This window comes from Phormidesmis priestleyi ULC007, from assembly GCF_003003695.1.
GTDB lineage: Bacteria > Cyanobacteriota > Cyanobacteriia > Leptolyngbyales > Leptolyngbyaceae > Phormidesmis_A > Phormidesmis_A priestleyi_A.
In genome coordinates, this window is the sequence record NZ_PVWG01000027.1 from 23,205 (window position 1) to 48,419 (window position 25,215).

General features: G+C 49.5%; 22 protein-coding genes. 3 read left to right on the forward strand and 19 right to left on the reverse strand.

Annotated elements, in window-relative coordinates; genetic code table 11:
* Window positions 1-298: 298 nt before the first annotated feature.
* Window positions 299-2,089, forward strand: coding sequence for a hybrid sensor histidine kinase/response regulator (locus tag C7B65_RS18415; protein ID WP_073074145.1), 1,791 nt, complete (start codon window positions 299-301; stop codon window positions 2,087-2,089).
* On the opposite strand, the gene C7B65_RS18420 is transcribed toward C7B65_RS18415, so the two are convergent.
* The 5 genes from C7B65_RS18420 to C7B65_RS18440 all read right to left on the reverse strand — a co-directional run bounded on the left by C7B65_RS18420 (window position 2,054) and on the right by C7B65_RS18440 (window position 8,026).
* The gene (locus C7B65_RS18420; RefSeq protein WP_073074146.1) at window positions 2,054-2,650 is read right to left on the reverse strand and encodes a hypothetical protein; all 597 of its coding nucleotides are present in this window, start codon (window positions 2,648-2,650) and stop codon (window positions 2,054-2,056) included. The genes C7B65_RS18415 and C7B65_RS18420 overlap by 36 nt on opposite strands.
* Window positions 2,628-3,881, reverse strand: a complete 1,254-nt coding sequence (locus C7B65_RS18425; RefSeq protein WP_280523189.1) for an urease accessory protein UreH domain-containing protein — start codon at window positions 3,879-3,881, stop codon at window positions 2,628-2,630. The genes C7B65_RS18420 and C7B65_RS18425 overlap by 23 nt, the downstream gene beginning before the upstream one ends.
* A 61-nt stretch (window positions 3,882-3,942) precedes the next feature.
* Window positions 3,943-5,883, reverse strand: coding sequence for a DICT sensory domain-containing protein (locus tag C7B65_RS18430; RefSeq protein WP_073074147.1), 1,941 nt, complete (start codon window positions 5,881-5,883; stop codon window positions 3,943-3,945).
* A gap of 40 nt (window positions 5,884-5,923) precedes the next feature.
* Window positions 5,924-6,544, reverse strand: coding sequence for a pentapeptide repeat-containing protein (locus tag C7B65_RS18435; protein ID WP_073074148.1), 621 nt, complete (start codon window positions 6,542-6,544; stop codon window positions 5,924-5,926).
* Window positions 6,545-6,943: 399 nt separating this feature from the next.
* A complete protein-coding gene (locus C7B65_RS18440; protein ID WP_219898640.1) occupies window positions 6,944-8,026 on the reverse strand; it encodes a Gfo/Idh/MocA family protein in 1,083 nt (360 codons plus the stop codon).
* Between the two features lie 248 nt (window positions 8,027-8,274).
* On the opposite strand from C7B65_RS18440, the gene C7B65_RS18445 reads away from it, so the two are divergent.
* Window positions 8,275-8,595, forward strand: a complete 321-nt coding sequence (locus C7B65_RS18445) for an ArsR/SmtB family transcription factor (RefSeq protein WP_073074149.1) — start codon at window positions 8,275-8,277, stop codon at window positions 8,593-8,595.
* Here C7B65_RS18445 and urtE read toward each other — a convergent pair.
* The 6 genes from urtE to ureG form a co-directional block, all read right to left on the reverse strand.
* Window positions 8,584-9,342, reverse strand: coding sequence for an urea ABC transporter ATP-binding subunit UrtE (gene urtE / locus C7B65_RS18450; protein WP_223257442.1), 759 nt, complete (start codon window positions 9,340-9,342; stop codon window positions 8,584-8,586). The two genes, C7B65_RS18445 and urtE, sit on opposite strands and share 12 nt — an antisense overlap.
* 61 nt (window positions 9,343-9,403) lie before the next feature.
* Window positions 9,404-10,162: an urea ABC transporter ATP-binding protein UrtD gene (urtD, locus tag C7B65_RS18455; RefSeq protein ID WP_073074150.1), complete on the reverse strand. Its 759-nt coding sequence runs from the start codon at window positions 10,160-10,162 to the stop codon at window positions 9,404-9,406.
* Entirely contained in the window at window positions 10,122-11,309 is a 1,188-nt protein-coding gene (urtC, locus tag C7B65_RS18460; RefSeq protein WP_244913236.1) for an urea ABC transporter permease subunit UrtC, read from the reverse strand. Before urtC ends, urtD begins: the two co-directional genes overlap by 41 nt.
* A gap of 58 nt (window positions 11,310-11,367) precedes the next feature.
* On the reverse strand, window positions 11,368-12,528 hold the full coding sequence (locus tag C7B65_RS18465; protein WP_073074151.1) for an ABC transporter permease subunit: 1,161 nt from the start codon (window positions 12,526-12,528) through the stop codon (window positions 11,368-11,370).
* Between the two features lie 387 nt (window positions 12,529-12,915).
* Window positions 12,916-14,232 (reverse strand): urea ABC transporter substrate-binding protein, encoded by a 1,317-nt coding sequence (gene urtA / locus C7B65_RS18470; RefSeq protein WP_073074152.1) that lies wholly within the window; start codon window positions 14,230-14,232, stop codon window positions 12,916-12,918.
* Window positions 14,233-14,428: 196 nt separating this feature from the next.
* The gene (gene ureG / locus C7B65_RS18475) at window positions 14,429-15,052 is read right to left on the reverse strand and encodes an urease accessory protein UreG (protein WP_073074153.1); all 624 of its coding nucleotides are present in this window, start codon (window positions 15,050-15,052) and stop codon (window positions 14,429-14,431) included.
* A gap of 43 nt (window positions 15,053-15,095) precedes the next feature.
* On the opposite strand from ureG, the gene C7B65_RS18480 reads away from it, so the two are divergent.
* Complete coding sequence (locus C7B65_RS18480) at window positions 15,096-15,311, forward strand: hypothetical protein (protein ID WP_073074154.1); 216 nt, start codon at window positions 15,096-15,098, stop codon at window positions 15,309-15,311.
* Window positions 15,312-15,559: 248 nt separating this feature from the next.
* Here C7B65_RS18480 and C7B65_RS27930 read toward each other — a convergent pair whose 3' ends face one another.
* The 8 genes from C7B65_RS27930 to C7B65_RS18505 form a co-directional block, all read right to left on the reverse strand.
* The gene (locus C7B65_RS27930) at window positions 15,560-15,700 is read right to left on the reverse strand and encodes a hypothetical protein (RefSeq protein ID WP_181314435.1); all 141 of its coding nucleotides are present in this window, start codon (window positions 15,698-15,700) and stop codon (window positions 15,560-15,562) included.
* Between the two features lie 89 nt (window positions 15,701-15,789).
* Window positions 15,790-15,930: a hypothetical protein gene (locus C7B65_RS27935; RefSeq protein WP_181314436.1), complete on the reverse strand. Its 141-nt coding sequence runs from the start codon at window positions 15,928-15,930 to the stop codon at window positions 15,790-15,792.
* Between the two features lie 53 nt (window positions 15,931-15,983).
* Window positions 15,984-17,651 (reverse strand): type I restriction-modification system subunit M, encoded by a 1,668-nt coding sequence (locus C7B65_RS18485; RefSeq protein WP_073074155.1) that lies wholly within the window; start codon window positions 17,649-17,651, stop codon window positions 15,984-15,986.
* A gap of 8 nt (window positions 17,652-17,659) precedes the next feature.
* Window positions 17,660-20,038, reverse strand: a complete 2,379-nt coding sequence (gene hsdR / locus C7B65_RS18490; protein WP_181314437.1) for an EcoAI/FtnUII family type I restriction enzme subunit R — start codon at window positions 20,036-20,038, stop codon at window positions 17,660-17,662.
* A gap of 215 nt (window positions 20,039-20,253) precedes the next feature.
* Window positions 20,254-20,418 (reverse strand): hypothetical protein, encoded by a 165-nt coding sequence (locus tag C7B65_RS27940; RefSeq protein WP_181314438.1) that lies wholly within the window; start codon window positions 20,416-20,418, stop codon window positions 20,254-20,256.
* Window positions 20,419-20,615: 197 nt separating this feature from the next.
* Window positions 20,616-21,110: a hypothetical protein gene (locus tag C7B65_RS18495; RefSeq protein WP_073074157.1), complete on the reverse strand. Its 495-nt coding sequence runs from the start codon at window positions 21,108-21,110 to the stop codon at window positions 20,616-20,618.
* Entirely contained in the window at window positions 21,097-22,848 is a 1,752-nt protein-coding gene (locus C7B65_RS18500) for a hypothetical protein (RefSeq protein WP_073074158.1), read from the reverse strand. The genes C7B65_RS18495 and C7B65_RS18500 overlap by 14 nt, the downstream gene beginning before the upstream one ends.
* Window positions 22,849-23,683: 835 nt before the next feature.
* A complete protein-coding gene (locus tag C7B65_RS18505) occupies window positions 23,684-25,165 on the reverse strand; it encodes a helix-turn-helix domain-containing protein (protein ID WP_083583094.1) in 1,482 nt (493 codons plus the stop codon).
* Window positions 25,166-25,215 lie beyond the last annotated feature (50 nt).

Here is a 25,215-nt window from a genome sequence, read left to right on the forward strand (position 1 = left end):
GAGGGCTAGGGTGAGGCATGCTTTTGGGCGGTTTTAGGAAAGTCGTACATCGCGTTAGATTCTAAATCTACCCTTAATTTAAACAAAGTTGGTTCAGATTCTTTTAGTCCAGTCTTGCAGAATCTTATATCTCATGTAGCGATCGCCCTATACGGCACAGCATGCTCCTAACGACCCACGTTGAAAACTCTCTTTCTTAAAGTAGATAGAGAAGCATAGCCATTCACATTACTCTGCTCTTATTCGTCAGTTTCTCAAACTCTGCTTTGCAGTTTTAACTGATTTTGCAAAAGACAATATGTCTCCTGAAGAAGAAGCTAGTGCTATGGCCGATCATCAGTCCCTAACGCAAGAGAACGCTGATAGTATTGCTCAGTTAGAGGAACGTAACCGATCGCTAGCCGTCATCAATGAGGAGTTGCAGCTCACCTTTGAGGAACTGAAGGCTGCGGAAGAAGAACTGCACGAGCGAAATCAATCATTGGTAGCCGAAAGGCAGCGTTATCAAGATCTGTTTAACTTTGCGCCCGACGGTTATTTGGTGACAGATCAGGTTGGGGTCATTCAAGAAGCTAACCACGCGATCGTCACCTTGCTCTCTGTAGACTTAAAGTTTTTAATCGGCAAACCCCTGAATGTTTTTATTGCTCACTCAGATCGGCGAGCTTTTTATCAGCAACTCAATCGATTGCCAGCGCTTGAGCAGATCCAAAACTGGGAGTTGCAAGTGCAGCCTCGACAGGGTGACGCGATTCCAGTTGAGGTGACGGTGACTTGCATTCGCAGCGCTTTTGGAACGATCGAGGGTTTGCGCTGGCTGATTCGCGACATTCGCGATCGCAAACAAACAGAAGCACAACTTCTAGAGCAAGAGCGAGCGGCACGAGAAGCTGAGAACGCCAATCGTCTCAAAGATGAATTCTTGGCGGTGCTATCTCACGAGTTACGCTCACCCCTCAACCCGATTTTGGGCTGGGTTAAGCTGCTGCAAACCCGCAAATTTGATCAGGCAAAAACCACCGAGGCACTCGCCACGATCGAGCGCAATGCCCAACTACAAGCAAAGCTCATTGAAGATCTGCTAGATGTCTCGCGAATTTTGCGCGATAAACTCACACTCAAGCTGACTCCGATTAATTTGGAATACTGCATCTTGGCAGCGCTAGACACAGTTCGATTAGCCGCGCAAGCAAAAGAGGTTGACATTCAAACCGTGTTTGACCCCACGGTGGAAGTGATGGGAGATCCCACGCGCTTGCAGCAGGTTATCTGGAATCTGCTGTCCAATGCGGTCAAATTCACGCCTGAAGGGGGACGAATTGAGGTTCGGCTCAGGCGCACCGATACTCATGCCCAAATTCAGGTGATGGATACGGGCAAGGGCATTGGCGCAGACTTTTTGCCCAGCGTGTTTGACTATTTTCGACAGGAAGATGGCTCGACAACTCGCACCTTTGGCGGACTGGGGTTAGGACTGGCGATCGTGCGTCAAATTGTTGATCTACACGGCGGCACAGTCGAGGCAGATAGCCGCGGTGACGGGCAAGGGGCGACCTTTACAATCTGTTTGCCGCTCACCGAAAACTCTGCATCCTCGGTTGAGGGGTTGCAACCCACCGCTTCTCTGAGCCTGCAAGGAATGAATGTCTTAATCGTCGATGATGACACAGACTCTCGTGACTTAATCACCTTTGTGCTAGAGCAGTCAGGCGCCAGCGTGACCTCCGTCACTTCGGCTGAAGAAGTGTTGCAAACGTTGGCGCAGACTCCTCACCAAGTGTTGGTGAGCGATGTCGGAATGCCAGAGATGGATGGCTATGAGCTAATGCGACAAGTGCGAACTTTGCCGCCTCAACAAGGGGGAGAGATTCCGGCGATCGCGGTGACTGCCTACGCTGGAGACATCAACCAGCAACAAGCCTTATCGGTTGGGTTTCAATGGCATTTGTCTAAACCCGTTGACTCAGACGAACTGGTGGTGGCTGTGGCGAGACTGGGTAAACCTGATTTATCCGGCGAATCCCAGTCCTTTAGGACTGGGATTCGCCTCACTTTACTTCCGGTTTATCAGCCAAACACCGACTCCTAGAAGGGCAGCGATCGCAACTCCAGGCAATAGCCATCCATTTCGAGAGCCAGCCGTCTCAGTGGGAACTTGGGCGATCGGGGAGGGCGCGATCGAGGGTTGTGCCGCTTCACCTGACTGAACGGTGACACTATAAGACAATTCAAACGGCTGAAAGCTTTGTCCATCTCTAGCCGTGCCGCTTAACTCTAGCTCATAGATTCCCGCCTTCGGAAAGACGATTTCTGCACCTGGAACCCCTTGGTATTGTTCAGCAGAGATGGCTTTTAGCGGCGGTTCTAAGAGCGGTTCAGAGCTTTCTTTGTGCGGTTCTTGATGAACTTCTAACTTGCAGTTGCATTTTTCTAACGCAATTAGCTCTCCGCCCTTCCTAGTCAGGACGAACCAGGCGCGAGAAGACTGACCCGCTTTGGGATTGTGGTCTGGCTCGATATGAAAAAGCGCAGCCACGTCACTAGAGGTTTTAACGTTGTGCGCCTGAGCGGAAAGGATGGGCAAGAGAGCAGCGATCGACACTAGAGCGCCATAGCCGATAGTTCTTTTATTTGCGGGACGGTGCGACATAGAATTTTTCGAGAGATAGGAGTGACCAAACGAAGCGCGATCGGATTAACAACACGCCAACAACTGACACGCCTAACAAAATCACCCGTAGCCAGTGAGCCGCTGTGAGTTGCAGTTCGCCCAAATAGCTAGAGCCGACTAACCCTGTGTGGATCGCGACCAAAAGCAGCGCAGGAAGACTCAACCAGTGAATTTTTCGCCAGGTTTGACCCAGTTTTGTCATCATCACATCAAAGCTAGTGAGCGCCGCCGGGATCATCAATCCCAATGCTAAAATTCCTGCCCACATCCCCCACTGTTGCTGGGGCAGCATAAAGAAAATTGCCTGAAGATTCCAGTTGAAAGCGTGATCGACAAAGTGAGAAACGTGCGCCAGCGACAGCACAAATGCGCCAACTCCCAACGCTCGACGATAGCGCAAGGGAGCCGACCATAAACGGCTAATGGGTCGAGCAATCAGTGCCAGCAGCAGCAGCGACAGGGCGGCGTGTCCGGTGTAATCGACCATATCACCGCTTCGCAGCAGCAGCAAAAGACCGATCGTCAAACTTACCCAGCCTCCGAGTCGAAATAATTGACTGCGGCGATCGGCACTCACCAAAGCAGTCGAAACGCCAACCCCCAACATCATCGGTGTGGTTCCTAAGCCAAATGCCAGCATTGTCGCCGCACCCATCCACAGACTGCCAGTCTCGGCGGCTTTAATTTGAGCTGCATAGAGAAACCCGCAGGGAACCAAGCCCCAAACCATTCCTAACAAAGCCGGAGTCCACCACTGTTTGGCTTGAGAGAGGTGCATCATGGTACGGCTGAGGCGATCGTGCAGCTTCCCTGCAAATGGATGCAACACAGGCACATGCGGCAAAAATTTGGGATTGATATTCGAGAGTCCGAACCAGATTAGCAGCAGTCCTGTAAAAATCGCCAAGCCTCGACGCAGAGCGCTATCGATGCCCGCCAATTGTCCACCTGCGATTAAGACAGAGCCGAGTGCCCCGATCGCTGCCCCGACCAGCGCATAGCTCAACACTCGCCCTAAATTGAGCAGCAGATTAAACGTTAATTGGCGTTGCCACGTTGAGGATGCAGCCTGCCCCGACAGAGAAAAGGCAGCGGTCAACGGGCCACACATCCCCAGGCAGTGCCCAAAGCTTCCGAGAAACCCCAGGGTTGTGATAAGCAGCAAATCGAGCATTGTGGCACTGAAAAGAGACGATCGTGTTTCATCCATCGTCGCATACTCGATTAACGTCAGTTAATTCTGATAGATCAAGGCGCGGCATGCCATGCCCCTACGCGACTTTGACGGTGAAATGGAATTCACTGCCCTGGTTTTTGCCCCGCGATTCTGCCCAAATGGTGCCGCCCATCGACTCGATCGTGCGTTGACAAATTGCTAATCCTAAACCCGTTCCGCCTACAGTTCGCTGCAAAAATCCCTCTTCTTGTGAGAAGCGCTCGAAGACGGCTTCTAATCGATTTGGCTCAATGCCCCGCCCCGTATCTGCAATCACGATTTCTAACTGAACATTGGCTCGATCGCAGTCAGTCTTCTCTGCGAGTTGCGTGCGAATCGTTATTTTTCCATCAGCAGGCGTAAACTTGCAGGCGTTATCGAGAAGTTTGTTCAACACTTCGATCAAGCCGTCCCCATCCACCAACACTAGAGGTAGTGGATCGTCTATATCCAACACAATTTGAGGATGATCGCGACCAGATGTGTAACGACTCAAGACTAACTCTAGACATTCTTGACAAGAGATTGGCTCGACTAGCCAGCGCACGGTTCCACTTTCTAGCCGGGATAACGTGAGAAAATCTTGCACCAGCTTTCGCAATCGCTCTGAGTCTTCTAACGCCGTTTCGAGCATGACTTGCTGAAACTCGATCGGCATATCTGGCTCGGTTGCCAAACTCTCTAAGCAAACCCGAATCGTGGATAGAGGCGTTCGCAATTCGTGCCCGACGATCGCGATTAAGTTACTTTGAGTTTTCTCTAAGTCTGCAAGTTGATGATTGAGAGTTTCAAGTCGGCTATAGGCTTGAGCTTGCATTAAGGCGACCGCCACCTGAGTCGAAATCGTCTCGACGAGTGCCACTTCATCGGCTTTCCAGATATGGGCTTCGGGTTGGTGCAGTTCTAACAACCCCAGTGAGGTGCCTCGGTAACGAATCGGCACCATCAAACACGCTGCGATCTGATAGCTCTGAAGTTGAGCCTGGAGTGCGAGATCAGACTGAATGCCTAGATCTTGGCTGACATCGGCGATCGTAATCGTGCGTTCTGAATCCAGGGTGCCATTTTGGGTTTGCCCCGATGCCGCCTGAAACAAAGGATGAGCCGCTAATGACCAAACTTGCCCGCGCAGAGATACCAACCCAGGGGCGATCGACTCATATTCGACCAGCGGATAGTCGGATTGGTCGCGATGCAGTAGACATCGACTTGCACCAAAGACGCGCCCTAACTCAGTCACGGTGACATTGAGAATCTGTTCGGGGTTTAATGACCGACGAATTGCCGTGGCGATCGAGTTAATCAGTCGCTCTTTCTGTTCTTGGCTGGCGATCGTCCGATAGGCGTTGAGCAAGCGATATTGGCTCGCTTGCAGATAATTGACCATGCGATCGACAAATAGATTTGGGTCAATCTCTGTCTGAATCTGAGCTAAAGAATCTTGCTCTATCAATCCATATTCTCGTTCTGCAATCCGCACTTTTGGAGTCAACTCTGGTCGATAGACGACAATGCGCTCTAGCAGCAATCGAGCCGCCTGAATTGTAATGGACGGATCAAACGTCCAAAACCCTTGAAACTGTCTGACCTCATCTAACGAAGGTGTGCCGATCGGTGCGGCGTGTTCTCGGCACACTAGACAGGCAGAATAATGGTGACCTACGATGACCAGATGCCACTCCTGAGCGAGGTGATCATCGGGTGAAAGGGCAATCGTTGTGTAGGAGACTGCACCCTCGTTAAAGGCGGTTTCTGGCGCAGCCAACACATAGACTTGATCGGTTATTTCACCAATCTTTTGATAGCGTGGGGCTTCTTGACGATAAAAGCGCTCTTGTTGAAAGTTGGCAATCACTAACGGCTGATCAGTCCCAGATAGCACGAGGTCTTCCATCGCATGAGAGAGGGCTGTTAATGAAGCTTTGAAATAAATTTGCGATCGTAGCTGGGGTAAAGCTTGGCGCAAATCTTGCAATAAAGAATTTTGAGTCCTCATCACCAATGACGTTTGCAGTTAGAAAGGGGCGATCGTTCAGTTATCTTTGCAGGGTCAGCTCGGCGGTCGGCAGGGTGGCCTCTGTTAAAGTTGCCCGCCGCAGATCAACGCGAGTTAAACCAACTCCCGTCAAATTGGCTGAAAGAAGCTTGGTTCTAGTCAATATCGCTTGATCAAGAGAGGCTCTTGTTAAGTTTGCCTTGCTCAAGTTTGCCCCAGTCAAGTTTGCTTTGCTGAGGATTGCCCCGGTCAGGTTTGCACCAAACAAGTTCGCGTAGCGCAAATCGGCTCCGGTCAAGTTTGCGCCTGTGAGGTCGGCATAGCGGAGGTCGGCTAATCGCAAATCAGTTTTAATCAGAGACGCTTGCAGAAGTTTTGCTTTGCTGACTCTCGCTCGAATTAGGCTCGATCGGTTCAGGGTTGCCCAGGTTAGTTTTGCGCCCCGAAGATCGGTTCTCCACAGGGTGGCGGCGGTGAGATTGGCTTCGCTTAAATTGGCTTGCCGCAGAATAGTCTGAGACAAAAGGGCGTTAGCAAGATCCGATCGAGTCAGGTTGATGTCTGCTAGACAAACCTCGCTCAGGCTCGCGGTATGCAGGTTGGCTTGAAAGAATTCGCGCTCCCCCGATGCATAGCGTTCTAGAAGTTGATCGGCATTCATAACATTTTTCAAAAGATTAAACTTAAAGAAGTGTAAAGTGAACGAACTTAAAAAGCTGGAATCAGCGAATTTTCTTTTGATTTAGTCTCTTTATGTAAAGTAATGTAAATGATTTGTTACAAATTAGCAAGCGACCTTCAGAGATGAGCGTTCATCTTCTATCAGAATTGCCCACAAAAAAAGCGGACAAACTGCCCGCCTTGTGGAATGAAAAAACTGATTTAGAAGAATCTAAACTGACGTGAATTCGATGTAAGTTTCTCGTGGCGATTGCCAATCCGGGAACGCCCCCCTAGCCCCCCAATTCTGGGGGAATCGGAGTTCAAAGTCCCCCAGAATTGGGGGATTTAGGGGGCTGAAGCCCTGAAGAACGAAGCGAAAGAACTCATCGAACTGACGTTAAACTGCCATCGCTGGAGTGTCTAGCTCAACGACCTTGCTTTCTTTTTGCGTGTTCCAGGCTTTTCCATCGAGCGCCATCTGCTCAATCAGACTCGCCAGACGTAGCGCCTTTAAAGCCTGCTCTCCGCCAACTGAGGGCTGGTTTCCACCGCGCACACAGCCCACAAAGTGTTCTAACTCTGCGTGCAGTGGCTCGATATTGCTGGTGTAGACTTTTTCGATCAACCCGTCTTGACGATATAAAACTTGACCGTAGTCAGTCCTATAATTCGCTGTGGTCTGACGGTGAATCAAAATCTCGTTGTTGAGAAAATCAGCTTCGGTTAGAGAGTTTTTGCAGTGAGCCGCAATCCGCCGGATTTTGCGATGGGTGACTTTGCTAGAAGTCAGCGTTGCCACAATGCCGTTAGCAAAGCCCAGCGTTGCCGTCACATAGTCTAAGTATCCTGAATCGGAGGCACGACTGCCGCTGGCGGTGAGCTTGACGACTTGCGATCCTGCCAGCTCTAACATCAAGTCGATGTCATGAATCATCAGATCTAAAACGACCGAAACATCATTGGCCCGATCGGAATAAGGACTCATGCGATGAGCTTCGATCGCCAGCAATTCCTCTGTCTTCAAGACTTTGCTGAGTTCTTGAAAGGCAGGGTTAAATCGCTCAATATGCCCGACCTGCAAAATGCATCTACATTCAGCAGCAGCGTTGACCAGCGATTCGGCTTCGGCAATGCTAGCCGCGATCGGTTTCTCGATCAGCACATGCACTCCGGCTCTCAGGGCTGCCATGCCGACTGCGTGATGCAGTCGAGTTGGCACCGCAATACAGACAGCATCGACATGACTAATCAAATCATGGTAATCCTCAAAAAATCGGACACGATATTTACTAGCCGTGTCCAATCCGCGTTCTACATTAATGTCCGAAACTCCTACTAGCTCCACATCCTTGAGCATACTCAAGACTCTGGTGTGGTGCTGACCCATGTTGCCAACCCCGATGACCCCGATGCGAATGGGCCCGGGTTGATTTCGCTGTAAACATAGACTCGAATACCCGATCGGTATACTACCTTTCACTCGTGTTACTCCTCCACCACCGAAATTATGCTGATAAACAGCCGTAACGTCTCCTCAAACATCCAGATACTAGCACAGCAACAATAAGTATGAAGAATTTCAAAGATCATACGAAGTTCCCTTAAATCCTATGTTTTTTAGTTTGGAGGTTTTTACGCCTTTAGAGGTAATATTATCAGCCTTGTCTTCTAATAGTTCAACAATCTCGAACAACTGAACGAACCCTTGGTGTATGGCATAATACAGATATGAGATTATTTTATCACCCAGAGATTAAAAAGATTTCTTTAGCAGGGGTTTTATATGCCCTGGGCGACCCTGTGCGGCTAGAAATTGTCCAGCGGCTGGCAGAACAAGCAGAACTGCCCTGTGCGGCGCTGTGCATTCCGATCGCGAAATCTACCCTATCGCACCACTTCAAAATTTTGCGCGATGCTGGGGTTCTCCACTGCCGCAAAGAAGGGACGCAGCATATCAACTCGCTGCGACGGCAAGAATTAGACGATCGCTTCCCTGGCTTGCTAGATGCCGTCTTAAAATCTGCGGCTAATGAGGCGCTAGACCGCTAAGAAGCGCTGAACTACCTCGTTGCTCAACTCGCGGGTGGAACCCGATGCCACAATGCCGCCTTTTTGCATGGCGTAATACCAATCTGCTTGACGAACGAAGTGCAAATGTTGTTCGACGAGCAGAACAGAGACTCCGGTGGTGGCAACAATGCGCCGGACTGCCGCCTCGATTTCGAGAATAATCGAGGGTTGAATGCCTTCGGTCGGTTCGTCAAGTACGAGCAAACGGGGACGACCCATCAACGCACGAGCGATCGCGAGTTGCTGCTGCTGTCCGCCGCTCAGGTCGCCGCCTAATCGCCACAACATCGTCTTCAGCACGGGGAAGAGGTCGAAAATCTCATCGGGAATGTCTTGAGTTTTAGACTTACGGTCTGGCAGCGCTTCCATGCCTAAAATCAAGTTTTCTTTGACCGTCAATCGCGGAATCACTTCTCGTCCTTGCGGCACATAGCCAATGCCCATGCGGGCGCGTTGATCGGGAGACTTACCTAAAATTGGGATGCCTGTTAGCTCGATCGAGCCACTACGGGGTTTGAGCAATCCCATAATGCTTTTGAGCAAGGTAGTTTTGCCGACTCCGTTGCGCCCAATTAAGCAAACCATTTTGCCGGGATGGACGGTCATATCGACGTTTCGCAGAATGTGACTTTCGCCGTAATAAACATTCAGATCCGATACCTTTAGCATTGGGGTTCCGGTTGTCGGATTGATTGGTTGTGCAGTTGCACCGCTTGTTTGACTCATATTATTTTTTGGATTTTATGGTTTAGATTTTGGGCAGATTTCAGATTACCCAAGGCCTGAATTAGGCGGCTTCGGCTTCGTCTTGGTGTCCTAGATAGACTTCGATCACGTGGGGATCGGTTTGCACTTCGTCCATTGTGCCTTCACAGAGGACAGTGCCCTCGTGTAGGACGGTGACTTGACGAGCGATTTGACGCACAAATTCCATGTCGTGTTCGATGACGATAATCGAGTGGCTTTCTGCCAGTGCCATCAGCAGATCGCCGACTTTCTCGGTTTCTTCATCGGTTAAACCTGCTACAGGTTCATCAACTAGCAGCAGATCGGGAGACTGAGCCACGAGCATGCCAATCTCTAGACGCTGCTTTTCGCCATGAGATAAAAGCGCGGCTTGAATGTCGGCTTTGTTGGTTAGCCCGATCGTGTCTAGCAATCCGCTGACGGTGCGTCGTTCAGCGGTGGTGGGTTTGCCAAACACGGCTCCAATAATGTTTTTGCGTCGATTGCACGAGAGTTCTAAACCCTCGCGGGGGGTCAAGTTTAAATACACACGCGGCGTTTGAAACTTGCGACCAATGCCCATCCGCGCGATCTGATGTTCTTTCAATCCGCGCAGGTCACGATCTTTGAAGATCACCCGTCCGATCGTGGGCTGCGTTTTGCCAGTGATCGTATCTAAAAAAGTGGTTTTGCCCGCGCCATTCGGGCCGATGACCACCCGCAATTCACCTGGGTCGAGACTGAAATTAAGGTTTTTAATCGCCTTAAAGCCGTCAAAACTAACCGTCAGATTTTCGATTTGTAAGATCTTGTCGCTCATATTCCACATCCGGGTCTTCTTCAAGGCTGGGGTAAGTTGTGACTCGCTGCTTGCCTCTGAGGAGGGTGCGTGAATAATCGAGTCCATGCGTTCGGAGCCAACCGATCAAGCCACCCGGCAAGACCATGACCACAATCAAGAACAACGCCCCCTGGAAAAACAGCCAAACTTCTGGAAACTTCTCACTGAGAAAGCTTTTGGCGAAGTTGACAACCAGCGTTCCTAAAATCGCACCGACGAGGCTGGCACGTCCGCCCACTGCTACCCAAATCACCATCTCGATCGAGAACGCGATATCCATCACTTTAGGTGTGATGATGCCAGACTGCACGGTGTAAAGCGCCCCTGCAACACCTGCTAACCCGGCTGACGCGGCAAATACTAGCACTTTAAATGCAGTTGGGTTATAACCCGTAAATCGAACGCGCGGTTCGTCATCTCGAATCGCAATCAGCAACCGCCCCAAGCGACCACTGGTGAGCCAACGACAAAGGGCATAGGCCCCCGCCAACAGCACGACCGTCAGCACATAGAACGACCATTGCACCGCAGCCGAGCCAGCGGGTTGACCAAAAATCGTCGCGGTATCGGTCTTTAAACCGTTGGTGCCGTTAATTAGTTTTTGTTGACCGTTAAAAAGGTTGAAAAAGACAATCAATGCCGCTTGCGTCAAGATCGCGAAATAAACGCCTCGGATGCGATTGCGAAACACCAAATATCCCAACACGGCAGCCACGATCGTCGGAATTGCAACCGCCGCAAAAATCGTAAAGGGCAATGAGCTAAAGGGCTGCCAAAACGCAGGTAATTCTGTCACGCCATAGAGCGAGAAAAAGTCAGGCAACTGTCCGTTTGGCTGCAATTGCAGATACATTGCCAGGGCATAGCCGCCCAGGGCAAAGAAAAGCCCGTGTCCCAGGCTGAGAATGCCTGTGTAGCCCCAAATAATATCGATGCCTAAAGCGACGATCGCCAGTGCCAGATAACGCCCTAGCAAGTTGACGCGAAACGCCTGGCCAATGCTGACGAGAAACTGGGGAATCACGAAAATCAACAGTAGAACGAACACGAGCACGATCGCGCCTTCGATCAGCAAGAAGCGCCGTTTCTGCCAATCAAACCTCGGTTTTGTAGCGGTTATGTCCACTGGTAGCTCCCTTCACGTAAGAAATGGAAAATTATGAACTGTCGCGATTCATAATTCATCAGGCATCAACCGTTCGTCCTTTCTGCGGGAATAGCCCGGCTGGACGGAATTGCAGGAATACGATAATCAATGCGAAGACCAGCACTTTTGCCATGCTAGTGGTTGCAAAAAAGGTAAAGAAATCTGCAAGTGGCTGAATCGGCGCTAGTAAATTTGCCAGAACGCCAGAACCTATCAGGTAGGTCGTCGTGCCAATCACCAACGCCGCCACAATGCTGCCGACCAGTTTGCCCACGCCGCCCACGACTACCACCATGAACGTGTCTACGATGTAGTTTTGTCCTGTGTTAGGGCCCACCGAACCGAGGAGACTGACCGCACAGCCTGCGATGCCTGCTAACCCTGAACCGATCGCAAATGTGAGCGCGTCTACTTTCTGGGTAGGGATGCCGAGACAGGCGCTCATACTGCGATTTTGCGTCACCGATCGCATCCGTAAGCCCCACGTCGATCGATTCAAGAATAGATAAATTGCAACGACGCAGGCGATCGTCAGCACCATAATAAAGATGCGGACGTAAGAAAGTTGAAACCCTCCGATTGGGAGTCCACCGCGCAACCATTTAGGCGCAGTCACATCGACGTTTTGAGCGCCAAACCAGGGCTTGGTTACGGTGAGCTTATAAACCTGCCCGACCACAATTCCGGTTACGAGCGCGATCGCGGCTGATAATGGCAGCATAATCGCGATCACCCAGTTGCGGATGCGATCAAAATCAGGGCGACGAGACAGCAGCTTTAACGCCCCAAAAAATAATAAGCAAAACAGCACAATTCCAATCACTAAGACCCAGCTAACGCTGCGAACAAACTGCTGCAAAATTAAGCTCACGCCCCAAGTTGCCAGCAAAGTTTCGAGCGGTCTGCCATAGAGATAGCGAATCACACCCCGCTCTAACACTAAACCGAATAGTGCTGTCACCACAAACGCAGCGATCAGCGCAAAGAAAATATAAAGCTCAAACCACGCACCGCCGAATGATTTGAAAACGTTTTGCACCATGAACGTGGTATACGCTCCCAACATCATCAACTCACCGTGTGCCATATTGATCACACCCATGAGTCCGAAGACGATCGCTAACCCTAGCGCCGCCAACAACAAAACAGAACCAATACTGATTCCGCTAAAGATACCGTCTAGTAATCCTGATAGCATTCATGTTTCGGGTGAAGGACTACGCGAATGAACCATAGAGTCTCATGGCACTCAGTCAAAAAGTGTGCGCTAAGATGCAAAATTATTGAGGCAGGACGATCGTGTCAATCCGATTAGCTACGTTTTAGAGAAGATATTGCTTAACTTGCGTTTTAGACGATCGGCTTTGCTTCTAAATGAGAGTCTTGCGCTTCTGTGAAGCTCTAAACAGAGATACGATCGCGAAGAACGTTAAGGTTTGAGCTTTAAATCAAATGACACCACTTAAAGCTCAAACTTACGATCGCAGATTAAATAATATCGGTTACTTGCAGAGATAATGGGCACGGCAGTGCCATGCCCGTACGCAGATTATTCCGGCTTATTTAATTCACGATCGGTTAAACCTTAAGTGGTTTTGAACTTACCACCCTTAGCCGGGTCAGACCAATCGCAGGAAAAGCCTTTGGTGTCGGTCACAAACTGGTTCCAAGGTATGGGCTTCACCGCATCCTTGGTTTCACTAACAATCTTAAACAGACCGTCATCGGCGACTTCACCAATCCGCACATATTTAGACAAGTGATGGTTTGCGTTCATCGTCACCAATCCTTCAGGGGCATCAAAGGTTTGCCCATAAGCTGCCGCTTTCACCTTGTCGAGATCGTCCGCAGTCTTGGCTTTTTCGACCGATTGCTTCCACAGATACACCATGATGTATGCCGCTTCCATCGGGTCATTGACAACTCGCTCGGCCCCATATTTTGCTTTGAATGCTTCCACAAACTTCTTACTCGCCGGAGTGTTGACGGTTTGGAAGTAGTTCCACGCGGCGTAGTGACCCTTGAGATATTCCACCCCGATCGCTTTGACTTCTTCTTCGGCAATGCTGACCGACATGGAAGGATATTTATCAGGGCCCATGCCAGAGGCTTGCAGTTCTTTAAAGAACGCCACGTTGGTATCCCCATTCAAGCTGTTGTAAATCACGCCACCGTTGGGAAGCGCTTGTTTGATTTTGGCGATCACCGCTTTGACTTCGGTGTTGCCCAGAGGAATGTAGTCTTCCCCAACCGTTTTGCCGCCTTTGGCTTCGAGTTGGGCTTTGATGATGGTGTTTGCCGTGCGAGGGAACACATAGTCTGACCCAACGAGGAAGAATTCTTTGCCTTTGTTGTCAAGCAACCACTGCACAGAAGGCTCGATTTGCTGGTTAGGCGCGGCTCCGGTGTAGAAGATGTTGTTAGAACACTCTTGCCCTTCATATTGCACGGGATACCAGAGCAAGTGTTTTTTAGCCTCAAACACGGGCAACACCGCTTTACGGCTGGCGGATGTCCAGCAGCCAAAGACGGTTGCAACTTTATCCTGGTCGATCAGCTTCTTAGCTTTCTCAGCAAAGGTAGGCCAGTCAGAGTTGCCATCTTCGACGATCGCTTCGATCTGCTTGCCTAACACACCGCCCGCTTTGTTAATTTCTTCGATCGCCAGTTGCTCGGCATCCACGACGCTCTTTTCAGAAATAGCCATAGTGCCACTCAGCGAGTGCAAAATTCCCACTTTGATCCCATTGCCCGAAGCGGTGGTCGCAGCCGTGGTTGCTGCCGGAGAAGCTGAACTGCCTGCGATCGGAGGTGCAGACGGGGCACACGCCTTGAGAAGAATACTGCCTGTTGCAGCAGAGCCAAAAATCAGGAATTCACGCCGACGAAATCGCTTTGTCATAATTATAAGATCTTGCTCCCCACGAGCTATCGAAACAATTGCGCTAAACTAAGTCCAAAAAAATCACCTTGAGCCAGCAGGTGTTTAGAACAGTGTTGATTTCTAAAAACTCACTCAAAGACTAACTTAGCCATAGCTTTGTGATATTAGAACTTGGCCTCGCGGGGTAATTGTATAGTAGATTACAAAATTTTGACTAAGTTGTTACCTTTGTTTCCATGTTCAGCCCTGCGCGGGATTTAATAAAGTCTACGATCGCTCCTAAACCCTCCTGAATTTTGAGATTTGTAAACACAAAAGGTCTGTCACCGCGCATCTTTCGAGCATCGCGCTCCATCACGCCCAAGTCCGCACCGACATACGGGGCGAGGTCAGTTTTATTAATCACTAGCAGGTCAGATTTTGTGATGCCCGGCCCACCTTTGCGAGGAATCTTGTCGCCTCCTGCCACATCAATTACATAAATATTCAGGTCAACCAGTTCGGGGCTAAAGGTTGCGGCTAAATTGTCCCCACCACTTTCGACAAAAATCAGATTTAAGGTGAGAAAGCGATTTTCGAGGGTTTCGATCGCCGCCAAATTCATCGAGGCATCTTCACGAATTGCCGTGTGCGGACAGCCCCCTGTCTCGACACCGAGGATACGATCGCGCTCTAATGCCTGACTTTTCACCAGAAACTGAGCATCTTCTTGGGTGTAAATATCGTTTGTCACAACAGCAATGTTGAAGGTTTGTCGCATCGCTTTGCAGAGGGCATCGACTAACGCGGTTTTACCTGACCCAACTGGGCCCGCGATTCCGACTCGAAAGGCATTCATAAAATTTTGGTTCGTTAACGTTCAGCGTCTTGATTGTCCGATTGTGACGCTAAACTTGCAAGAACAGCATTGCAATCAGACGAGCGATCGTCGCATGATTAATTCCTTCTCCGGTCATATCGTCGATTATGAAGATAGCCGCGATCGAAAAACAGCCGCCGTTGCAAATCTGGAGGAGTTTCTCGATCGCGGTAAAGCAAATAGTCTTCCCAAGTGGCAGGTTTCCACAGATGAATTTGCGGCGTTTTCGACTGAGTGACCTGAGAAATGGAAGCAGTCATAAGCGAATGCAAAATCAGGACGTTAGATCAATTGTATCGAGGGCTGGCAAAGTCTCTAACTACCTTGACTTTGCCAGATCGCCCTCACTGAGTAGGAATGATGACTAAGATCGAAGTAACCGGAATGATGGGCAAGTAAAGAGATCGCATACCTTCAGAACAGGAGATCGCTTTTGCGTTTGGGGAACGCTGAAGCAGTAAAGTTCCGGTCAAACTATGAAAAGATTCATCGTCCTTGCTTTAAGCGGATTAGCGTTTGGAAGTTGGGGCTGATCCAGACGTTTGCAGGAGCGATCGCACCAGAGTTTCTGATCTCGGTGATGAGGGTCAGAAGGCGTTCTCGTTCTGCAAGAAGGTATTCACTCACGGTTTCTTGTCGGCTGGAATTTGTACAGACAAGAATACAAATAGATTTTCTTGTTGATCGAGCTTTTTACCGACAAGAATTAAATTGATCTACAATCCCCCAAAGACTTTGTTGAGAACTGAGGGTAGTAAGGCGTTAAGCTCGACTTCTGTTTGAGATTGCAGTTGCTTGAGTGCGTCTAGCTGACTGAAAGTTGAAAGAGCATATTTTTGTTGTTTAACAGTTGGCATCGGTATTTCCATTTTCAAAAATAGTTCTGGGCGTGTGCGTTCTCTCCGTCCTCCTAACCCTCTAGCCACCAGTAAAGCGAATCCCCTTTTGTTTGCTTTTGTTTAGCAATCTCCCGTTCTTGTCGTTCCTCTACCTGAGTTTGTTTCTGCTCTTCTTTCAGATCTTGAATCTCCTGCTTAACCTTGGCTTGCTGTTTAACAGATGCAAAATCGAGTAGAGAAGCGTTAATATTCTGAATCTGCGTCTCTAATTCCTTAACTCTCTTAGCGTTTCGATTCGCATTCGCTTCTGCTTTCCTCGCGGCATCCCAATGCGGTTGTGCCTCCGATTTTGCTTTGTCGTAAGCCGCCTTAAAGTCATACTTCCAAGCCTGAGTATTTTCTGTTCTGTCATTCCACCAGGCAAAGCAGCCATCAAAATCGCTTTCCTGCATCGGCTTCGTTTTGCTAAAACTCTTGCGCCCCTCTGGTAACGGCACTTCGTAATACCAAATCTCCTCAGTCGCCCCCGACGCATCAAAAAATAGCAAATTCGTCGGAATCGACGTGTAAGGCGCAAACACCCCATTCGGCAACCGCACGATCGTATGCAAATTATATTCAGTCAGCAGCTTCTCCTTGATCTTGGCAGAAACCCCATCGCCAAACAGCGTCCCATTCGGCACCACAATTCCCGCCCGCCCTGATCGCGACTTCAGCAACCGCATAATCAACTGAAGAAACAGCAGCGCCGTCTCTGCCGTCTGCATTTTGGGGTCAAAATTGTCCTTAATCTTCGCCTCTTCCTCACCCCCAAACGGCGGATTCGTCAAAATGACATCCACCTGATCCTTCACCCCAATCTGGTTAATCGGAGTCCCCAGCGAGTTTTTCCGCTCCACGTCTGGATACTCCACCCCATTCAGCAGCAAATTCATCTGAGCCAGCATCAGCGGCAACGACTTCGCCTCAATGCCAGACAAGCTCGACTGCAAAATCTTCCAGTCCTTCGGCTGACACTTCTCTCTCAGATATTTATAAGCCGCCACCAAAAAGCCAGCCGTCCCACAAGCTGGGTCGTGAATCGTTTCGCCCACTTGCGGCGCGATCGCCTTCACCATAAACGCCACCACCGCACGCGGCGTATAAAACTCTCCCGAATCTCCCGCCGCATCGCGCATTTCCTTGAGCATCGACTCATAAAAATCGCTGAGAATACTCACTTCCTCAGACTTATCAAAGTGAATCTCATTCACCTTGTTCACCACATCTCGCAGCAACGCCCCGCTCTCCATCCGGTTGCTAATGCCCCTAAACACTTCGCGAATAATGTCTTGGCGATCGCGCCCCGTTTTACTCTGAAGACCCCGCAAATAGGGAAACAACCCCAAACACTTCGTCCCATCCCGCAGCGTCGCCTCATCGTTACTGATGAATCGCTGCAACTCCTCCCCGCTAATGCCTTCATCATGACTCGCCCAATCTCGCCAGCGATAAGGCGGCTCGATCGTTGGTTTATATTTCGCGATCGTTCCCGCCAAAACCGCCTCTTCCTCTCGAATCCTCTCCACATCATCGAGCAGCTTGAGAAACAGAATCCACGTCAACTGCGGCAAGCGGTCAAGCTCCCCGTTCAGCCCCTTATCCTTTCGCATGATGTCCCGCGCTGACTTAATCACGCTCCCCAAACGCTGGGCAGTCGTCTGAGGCTTACTATTGCTGCTTGTCGTGCGCTTTGCCATGAATCAATCTACGCGGAATACAACAGAATTTGTAACTGGTCTACTGCCTGCTTCAGTTGGTCGATTCCCCCAAAGCATTCGGCAACCTCACGAACGTTACCATATTTCTCCTCTACTGCTTTCACCTTCAGCGCATCTGGGAGCGCAAGCTGCTCGACACCGCCCAGAGCATAGCTCTCGACCAAAATCTCTAAAATGTCTCTCGCGTCGTCGCCGTACTGCTCAAAAAAGTCCTTCCGCTGACGGCGCAATCGTTCTGCTCGTTGCTTACAGGTCATCACAGGTGCATCAAACGCAATGTGACACAGCAGATCAAACGGGTCAGCGTCCGGCTGATTTGTCACCGCTTTGAGATCCTCAAAATCAATTCCTCGATCGGCAAGCTGCTGCACAATCTCCGATCGCTGTTCAGAATTTGCCCACCGCTGCTGTATTTCAAACGTCGATCGATACAGCGTCCGAACCTGCTCCCCGGTGTAGTCCACTAGCTTAAAAGTCCGAAGCTGATTGCCATTCGGGTCAAGCTCATAAACGACCTCCCCAATCACCTCACATTGCCCTCCATCGAAGTAATATTTACGCGGCAGCGCATTCTCCTCTTCTGGAATGCCCGTAAAGCCAGTTGGAGCATCATCTTCAAAATCGATCTCTTCAATCTCCGGCTCAATCACTTCCTCACTGCCGTCAACCGTCTCTCCTACATCGTCGATCGCCTCAATCTCGATCCGAGTCGGCTCCGCATCAAACGCCGGATCAGCGAATAATCGCGTACTCGTTGTGTAATCCAAAATCGTAAACGACAGCTTCCCATCATCCTCATAGACACGAGTCCCACGCCCGATAATCTGCTTAAAGTCCGTCATCGACTTGATCACCCGCACCAACACCACATTCTTACAGGTCGGAATATCAACCCCAGTACTCAACAGCTTTGAAGTCACCGCAATCACAGGCGATCGCGTCAAAACGTCCTTAAACTTGTAAAGCTGTTCTTTCCCCACATCTCCCGCAGCCGACGTAATCCGGCAAACATAATCGGGATGCTGCTGCACCAAATCAGCGTTGAGATTGTTGAGCGCCTCCACCATTTCCAAAACGTGTTCTTCATCCACACAAAACACGATTGTTTTCGCAAAGCGATTCGTCTTCTTGAGAAAACTCGTAATGTGACGTGCGATCGCGCTTGTCCTCGCTTTTAGCGCCACCGATCGATCAAAGTCTCCCGTTTGATACTCCTCATCAGGAATTGTGCGCCCGTAGCGATCGAGATCATCAGGGCTAGGTCGCCATCCCAATGCATCGTAAGTCGTGCTGACCCGATGCACTTTATAGGGCGCGAGAAACCCGTCACCGATACCATCCTTCAGCGAATAGGTGTAAAGCGGCTGCTTAAAATATCGGTAGGTGTCAACGTTATCGTCCCTCAACGGCGTTGCAGTGAGTCCGAGTTGATAAGCAGGGTGAAAATACTCCAAAATCTCGCGCCAATTGCTTTCATCGCGGGAGCTTCCTCGGTGGCACTCATCCACCACGATCAGATCAAAAAAGCCAGGACTATATTGCCGATACAATCCAGGACGGTTCTTATCTTTGGCGATTGCTTGATAAATCGCGAAATAAATCTCGCGGCTCTTCACCACTTCGCCCTGAATTTTGTGCAGAACATCCTCGTCAAAGGCTGAAAAGTCCTTCAGCATCGGATCATCCACCAAAATATTGCGATCTGCCAAAAATAGAATTTTGGGTCTTCGATACTCTCCCGTCGTGTTCCATCTCATCGTCCAAAGCTTCTGGCAAATCTGAAAGGCAACTGTTGTTTTTCCGGTTCCCGTTGCCATTGTCAGCAGCGATCGCTCTCGTCCGACCAGAATCGCTTGAACTGCCCGATTAATCGCAATGCGCTGATAATAGCGAGGAATTTTGCCCCCAGTCAGATCAAACGGCGTGAGTAGATTTTCAGCAATCTCATCGCTCAACCCCTCCGACCGTCTCCACCGTGCCCAAAGCTCCTGCGGACTGGGAAACGAATTCATCTGCGTCATTAACCCAGTCGTGTAGTCAAACTCAACGATTCCCGCCCCATTGGTCGAATAAGCAAATTTCAGCCCCAACAGTTCGGCGTAGGTTTTTGCCTGTGCCAATCCATCCTGCGGCGATTTGTGCTGACGTTTCGCCTCGACGACTGCTAAAGGAAAATCACGAGTGTAGCAAAGCAAATAATCTGCGAACTTCTTCCGCCGTCGTCGCGTCCGTCCCCCGGTTGTCAAAATTCGACCCGCATCGATCGCATACTGCTCGGTAAATAGATGGGGATGCTGAGAGCTTTCTTCCCAGTCTTTGAGCTTAGGTAGAACGTATTTCCGGCAGGTATTCGCCTCGTTGAGCATGATCAGGCTTTGTCCTCAATGCTTCTTTCAGTGCAGTCGCTTCACCGTTTGCCCGTTCTCTCAAGGAGGTATCGTTTTACACTACGAGTCAGGGCTGCTCATAGCCTAACTCAGATTAATTGCAGTCACCTAGAAAGCGCGATCGTAACCGCTGGTTCTAGAACCAAACTTTTTATTGTCGGTTGATCGACGAGACGACAAGAAAACGAAAGAGGTCAGCCTTCTAGCTCACTGTCCATCTGTTGCAACTGTGCCAGCAGTTGAACCGCATCATCATACGTGACGTGTGCCGTGGTCTTCCGCAACTGTTCCATCACAAACCACTTGTACTGAGGCAACGACCATCCAATGCGCGTCGTTTCCCGAAAAATCGCTCTCATCACCGTTTCTTGCGCGTCCGTGTACTCAGGAGTGCGGTCTGGATAAAATGCAGGCGGTTGACCCGACCCAGAAAGCTGAAAAAGTTCCGTTGGGAATGGGTGCGACCTCTACCTGATACTAAAGTGACTCAAGCCTCCTGCTGATAAGGTTTTTGAACGATTTCACAGTAGTCTTTTTGATTATTCATTGATCAATTTTACAGGCACTCAAAACCCTTATGGAGCAAAAGGTAATCGGTTTTTTCCAATGTATCGGATGGAGGTCGCACCCTTGGGAATCGCTGAATCATTTGTTGAAGCGGAACGGGATCTTGATTCCAACGATCATCAGGGCAAAGATACCAATCAGCGGCTTCGAGGAGAAAATCAGGCGGTGGGGACGTGTAAAAGATTGCCTCCTGACCCTGTTTTTCTGGCGCAATGTACTCGGCTGCGGCAGCCTGATCGAGCCACTCTGTTTCGGCAGCGATCAGAGATCGTGCCTCCACTCCTTCTGGTAATCGCAATCGCAAAAGTCCGGCTTGCCACATCTCAACGCACGTATCGAGGTCAAGGTTTGGCATCCCTTGCCACTCAACCCGCTTCTTCGTTTCGTTTGCTTTTGGTTTGACCGAAGGCGGAGTGCCAAAGCCCTGAAAGTTAGCCATTGCAAGTTCTGGACGGTGGGTTTCTCCTGCATTATCCCATGTCACTTGGAGAGCTGCGATTTTGGTCTTCTAAAGGGGTTGAGTCTTGGAGATCGTTTTGAAGCAACTGCATCGAAACGTTCAACACTCTTGGATTGATTTCTGCCCATGCCAGTGCCTCTGCCATCAAGATCGGATCGCCAGACGCGAGAAACTGTTGCATCCGGGCAATCAGTTTTGCATTTGAAGCTTCACGCTTGATCTGTTGCTGACGTTGCCCCGCGATTTGAGACGCTTCCTGCCTTGCCGCTTGGTGTGCCTGAATATCTGCAAGGGTTTGCTGAACGAATTGAGCGCCGCCTAAAGACCCAGAACCCTCTTCTGATAAAGCATTACCATCTAACTCTGGCTGAATTTCGGCTAGAGAATCGCTAGAACCATTAGCTGGCAAGTCATTACCATCAAGGCTAGGTAATAAGCTTGTGAGACTGTGACAGTCGGATGCGCCCCCAGCGTAATCTGACTGTCCATCTTCTCTTACAGCGTTTCCAAGACTAAATTTATCCTCAGTTAAATAGTTGGGATGCCACAAGTCTCGATGGCGATAGAGAGATCCACCTCCAATCTTGTAGCCCAATAGTGTTTTGAATCGAGCCGTAGCATTAGAAGGCAGTGATCCCGTTTCCAGCAGATTTGCGATCGCACTTCTAATACGTTCTCTTGTTCGTTCTGATCTCTGTTGATTCCAGGTGGGAGCCTGCTCGATCGCTTTCTTCAACTCTTCAGAGGTGGCCTTGAATTTTCCTTTCTGGTCGCCGTAGTGGAAATAGTGACTACTCTCAATACACTTTGCCCATTCTTCTGCGCGATGCTCGATCTCATGCTGATGCTGACACCACTCCTGATAACCGGGAAGTGCTCTTGCCGTTTCGATAATGTCTTCAATTAAGGCGGTTCCTTCGAGGGGTTTCCCGCTAGAGAGAACGTGATGGAAGATGTACGATCGCATCGTGATGCGTCCCAACAGTCGGTTAGTTTGTCCTGAACCTGTCCAACCGAGTTCGATTTCAGCGTTGAGGTCATTGACGAACTTATCGGCTTTCCCAGAAATGCGGAAGAGGTTGCGTTTGGCTTGTTTGAGAATTTGCTTGAGGAGCTTGACGTCTAAATCATTGCGATCCTGTGCAAAGTTCCATTGTTGAACGAAGACTTGTTGGTTACTCCAGATGGGTTGAAAGTCTGAGTTGAGGAGATAAGAACCGGTTTGCATCGGGAGCCGGTGCGCGTTGAATAGGCTGGGCGCACCTTCGACGATGTAGGGTCGGGGGTTAGGAAAAGCTTCGAGTTGTCCGGGGTTGAGTTTGAAGCCAGCGTTTTCAAGAAGCGTTGTAATGGCGATCGCGATCTGCCAGCTACTCTGCGCTTTAGAAAATGGAAAATATAAATGCAAACCGCCGCTGTAGCTGGAGGTACAAATGAGATAACCTACCAGTCCTAGCGGTTCTAGGGCAGCAATGATGCGAGAAATGGCAAACGGATCATGATTGGGGTGATAAGGGCTGCCCGCGTCAATATCGAGCAAGCAGTAGCAAGTTTCTGCCCCGAAGCGAACGCCGTAGAGATAACTTCCCTGATGAATGACTCGATCGCTGAGAGGGTGACGAGTCTCAGTTTTCCACTCCACCTTTGTACTAGGGTTAGGATGCTCTGCCCAAATGTAGTCATAGCGATGCGGAAAGAGCGCAAGAAATTCGTCGCTCCATTCCTGAACATAGCGAGAAGGGGAAAAAGAGATCGTGCTCATATCTTTTCCCAACGCTGATTACAACTCAAGATTTGCTTTGATTGCGTCATGACTTTGCGCTCGCGCTCGGATCACGTTTGGTTATTGAACGATCGTTGTCTGATCGGGATCGGTTATAGCAAACGCCAAGTAGTGATCAGGCTCTAAAATCAAGCAATTCTGTAATCAATTTGATTACAGTAATCAATGTCTTCACCTCTAAAAGCTTGAGAACACGAGGATTAAATCACTCGATCGGGGGTAGGGTTCTAGAGGAGTTGGGTATGAGGGTCTAGAATTTTTGGGTGGGAGGTTCTAGAAGACTTAAAGGGGAGGTTTCAGCCTATTGGGGGTAGGGTTCTAGAGATAATGGGGATAGGGTTCTAGAGCTTTGGGAGTGGGGTTCTAGCGGGGTTTAGGGGTAGGGGTCTAGAAGATTTTGGGGATAGGGTTCTAGAATGAACTGTAATCAGTGCTGCTGTGGGGTAAGGTTCTAGAAAGCTGGTGTAATCACTCGGTTGGGGGTAGGGTTCTAGAAAGCGTGTAATCGTTTCTAAAGCCTTTCAGCGTCTGATTTTTAACAATTGTGATGAGTTAATAATCGCCAGCCTTGATTACTAAGTTCAAAGGCGGTCATTAGATGAACAACTGCTGAAATCCCTTGAAACATCAGTTTAGGGAAGCATCAAAGCCAAAAGATACGATCGCTCAGTTTGTAATCATCTGTAATCACTTTTTGTAATCACTTTTTGTAATCACACCCTGTAATCACCTGTAATCATGACTGAGTTTTGAAGTAAATCCGATTAACCTTGTAGGTCTGTCTAAAGGCTAAAACCATTGGTAACAAAAGCTTTTACTCGAAAATCCGATTTAAAATCTGCTCATTCTCAGAACTAATCGATCGTTCTTCGTTTTCAATCAATGAAATCAAACCTTGACTCAAACCTGACAGTTTTGCTAACTTGCGCTGACTCCATCCCTTAGCTTGCCGGAGCGTTTTAACTCGGCTCCCAGTCAATTTAGAATCGACTTCATTGGGTTGAGGCGTGTGCAAAGTTGCTGATGATTGAGATGACTCTGGAGAGGTTGCGATCCAGTCTTCAGAGGGAGTGATCCACAGATAGGCAGCGAGTAGCTTGTCAAAAAAACCTCGTGGGCGCTGCATATCGTCTCGCCCAAACCCCGGTGGTTGAATTTCTGGGAGATAGGTATTAGGGTCAAATTGGATTAACCAACCGCGATCGTGCAGTGCCAACAAGTCTTCATCCCAGGTGCTTGCTAGTTTTTTACGATACTCGCTGTTTGTTCTTGCTTGCTCAACTTTTTCGGCTCCGTAAGCCACTTCCATCACGACTTGTACATTCAGCGGCTCATGGCGATTAAACTGCGTTTTGAACAGTAGCCACACCATTAAACGGGCTGCACCTTCGCGGTGTTGCCACAAACTCATCACGCTTTCTAGCACAGCCTGGGGCAGATTTCCTTGCTGACAATAAGCACTGCGATCGCCTCGTCCTTCTTCGTTGAGAAAATACTTTGCCCACAGTCCCGCTTTGAAGATGAAGGTAATGTTAGTGAGTTCTTTATTGCCGAACAAATCTTCTTGATAGTGATAGTGAGTTCCCAACAAGTGCCACAGCCGCCCCTCTTCGACGGTGAAGCCTTTGATTTTGCCTTGAGTTGCCCAAGAGATAAAGGTTGTAATTTTGCAGGGCTGCTTGGCTAATTCTTCGATCAGGGCTAACTTTTCTTGTCGGTTTTTGTCGGTGCGTTTTTTGAGTCCCAAATAGGCTTCGATTTGACGATCGTCGATGATCAACTCTTGCTCCCAAGGGCGCTCCATCTGAGCTGCATAGATCAAGTGCATACAAGCAGCCCGAATATCAAACGTGTCGATGACAGCAAGCGCGGCTGCACCTGCTAAGGTTGCGGGGCGCTCATCCTCTAAATTTTCTGTCACCCAGAAGTGAATCGCGCCTTGCCCATCTCCAATATCTCGTGCGTAATAGAGTTTCCCATTGAGGTCATTATCCCAGGGGAGATGTTTGCGCTGCGTGAGAATGCTGCTTGCCTCCCAAATGGGTAGTGCCGCCGCCATTCGAGTCGTTTGACGATCGCCAAAGAGATTAGGACTCGTTTTAGGGTGTTCTGAAAGAGCGGAGGATTTTGTCTTTGAGGACTTCGCAACTTCTGGGTTAGGCTTTTGAGGTTTACGAGTGGCTGCTTTCTTTTTTGAAGGCGATTCTTTGGGAGTTGCATTTTGGGTCGATTGCTCCTCAACAGAAGCTTTCGCCAAGCTAGAACGCTTTTTATTGGCGTTATCTTGATAGGACATATTCAGCTTCCTTTGGCGATTGTCTCTGAGGCGCAACGCGATCGCTCGAA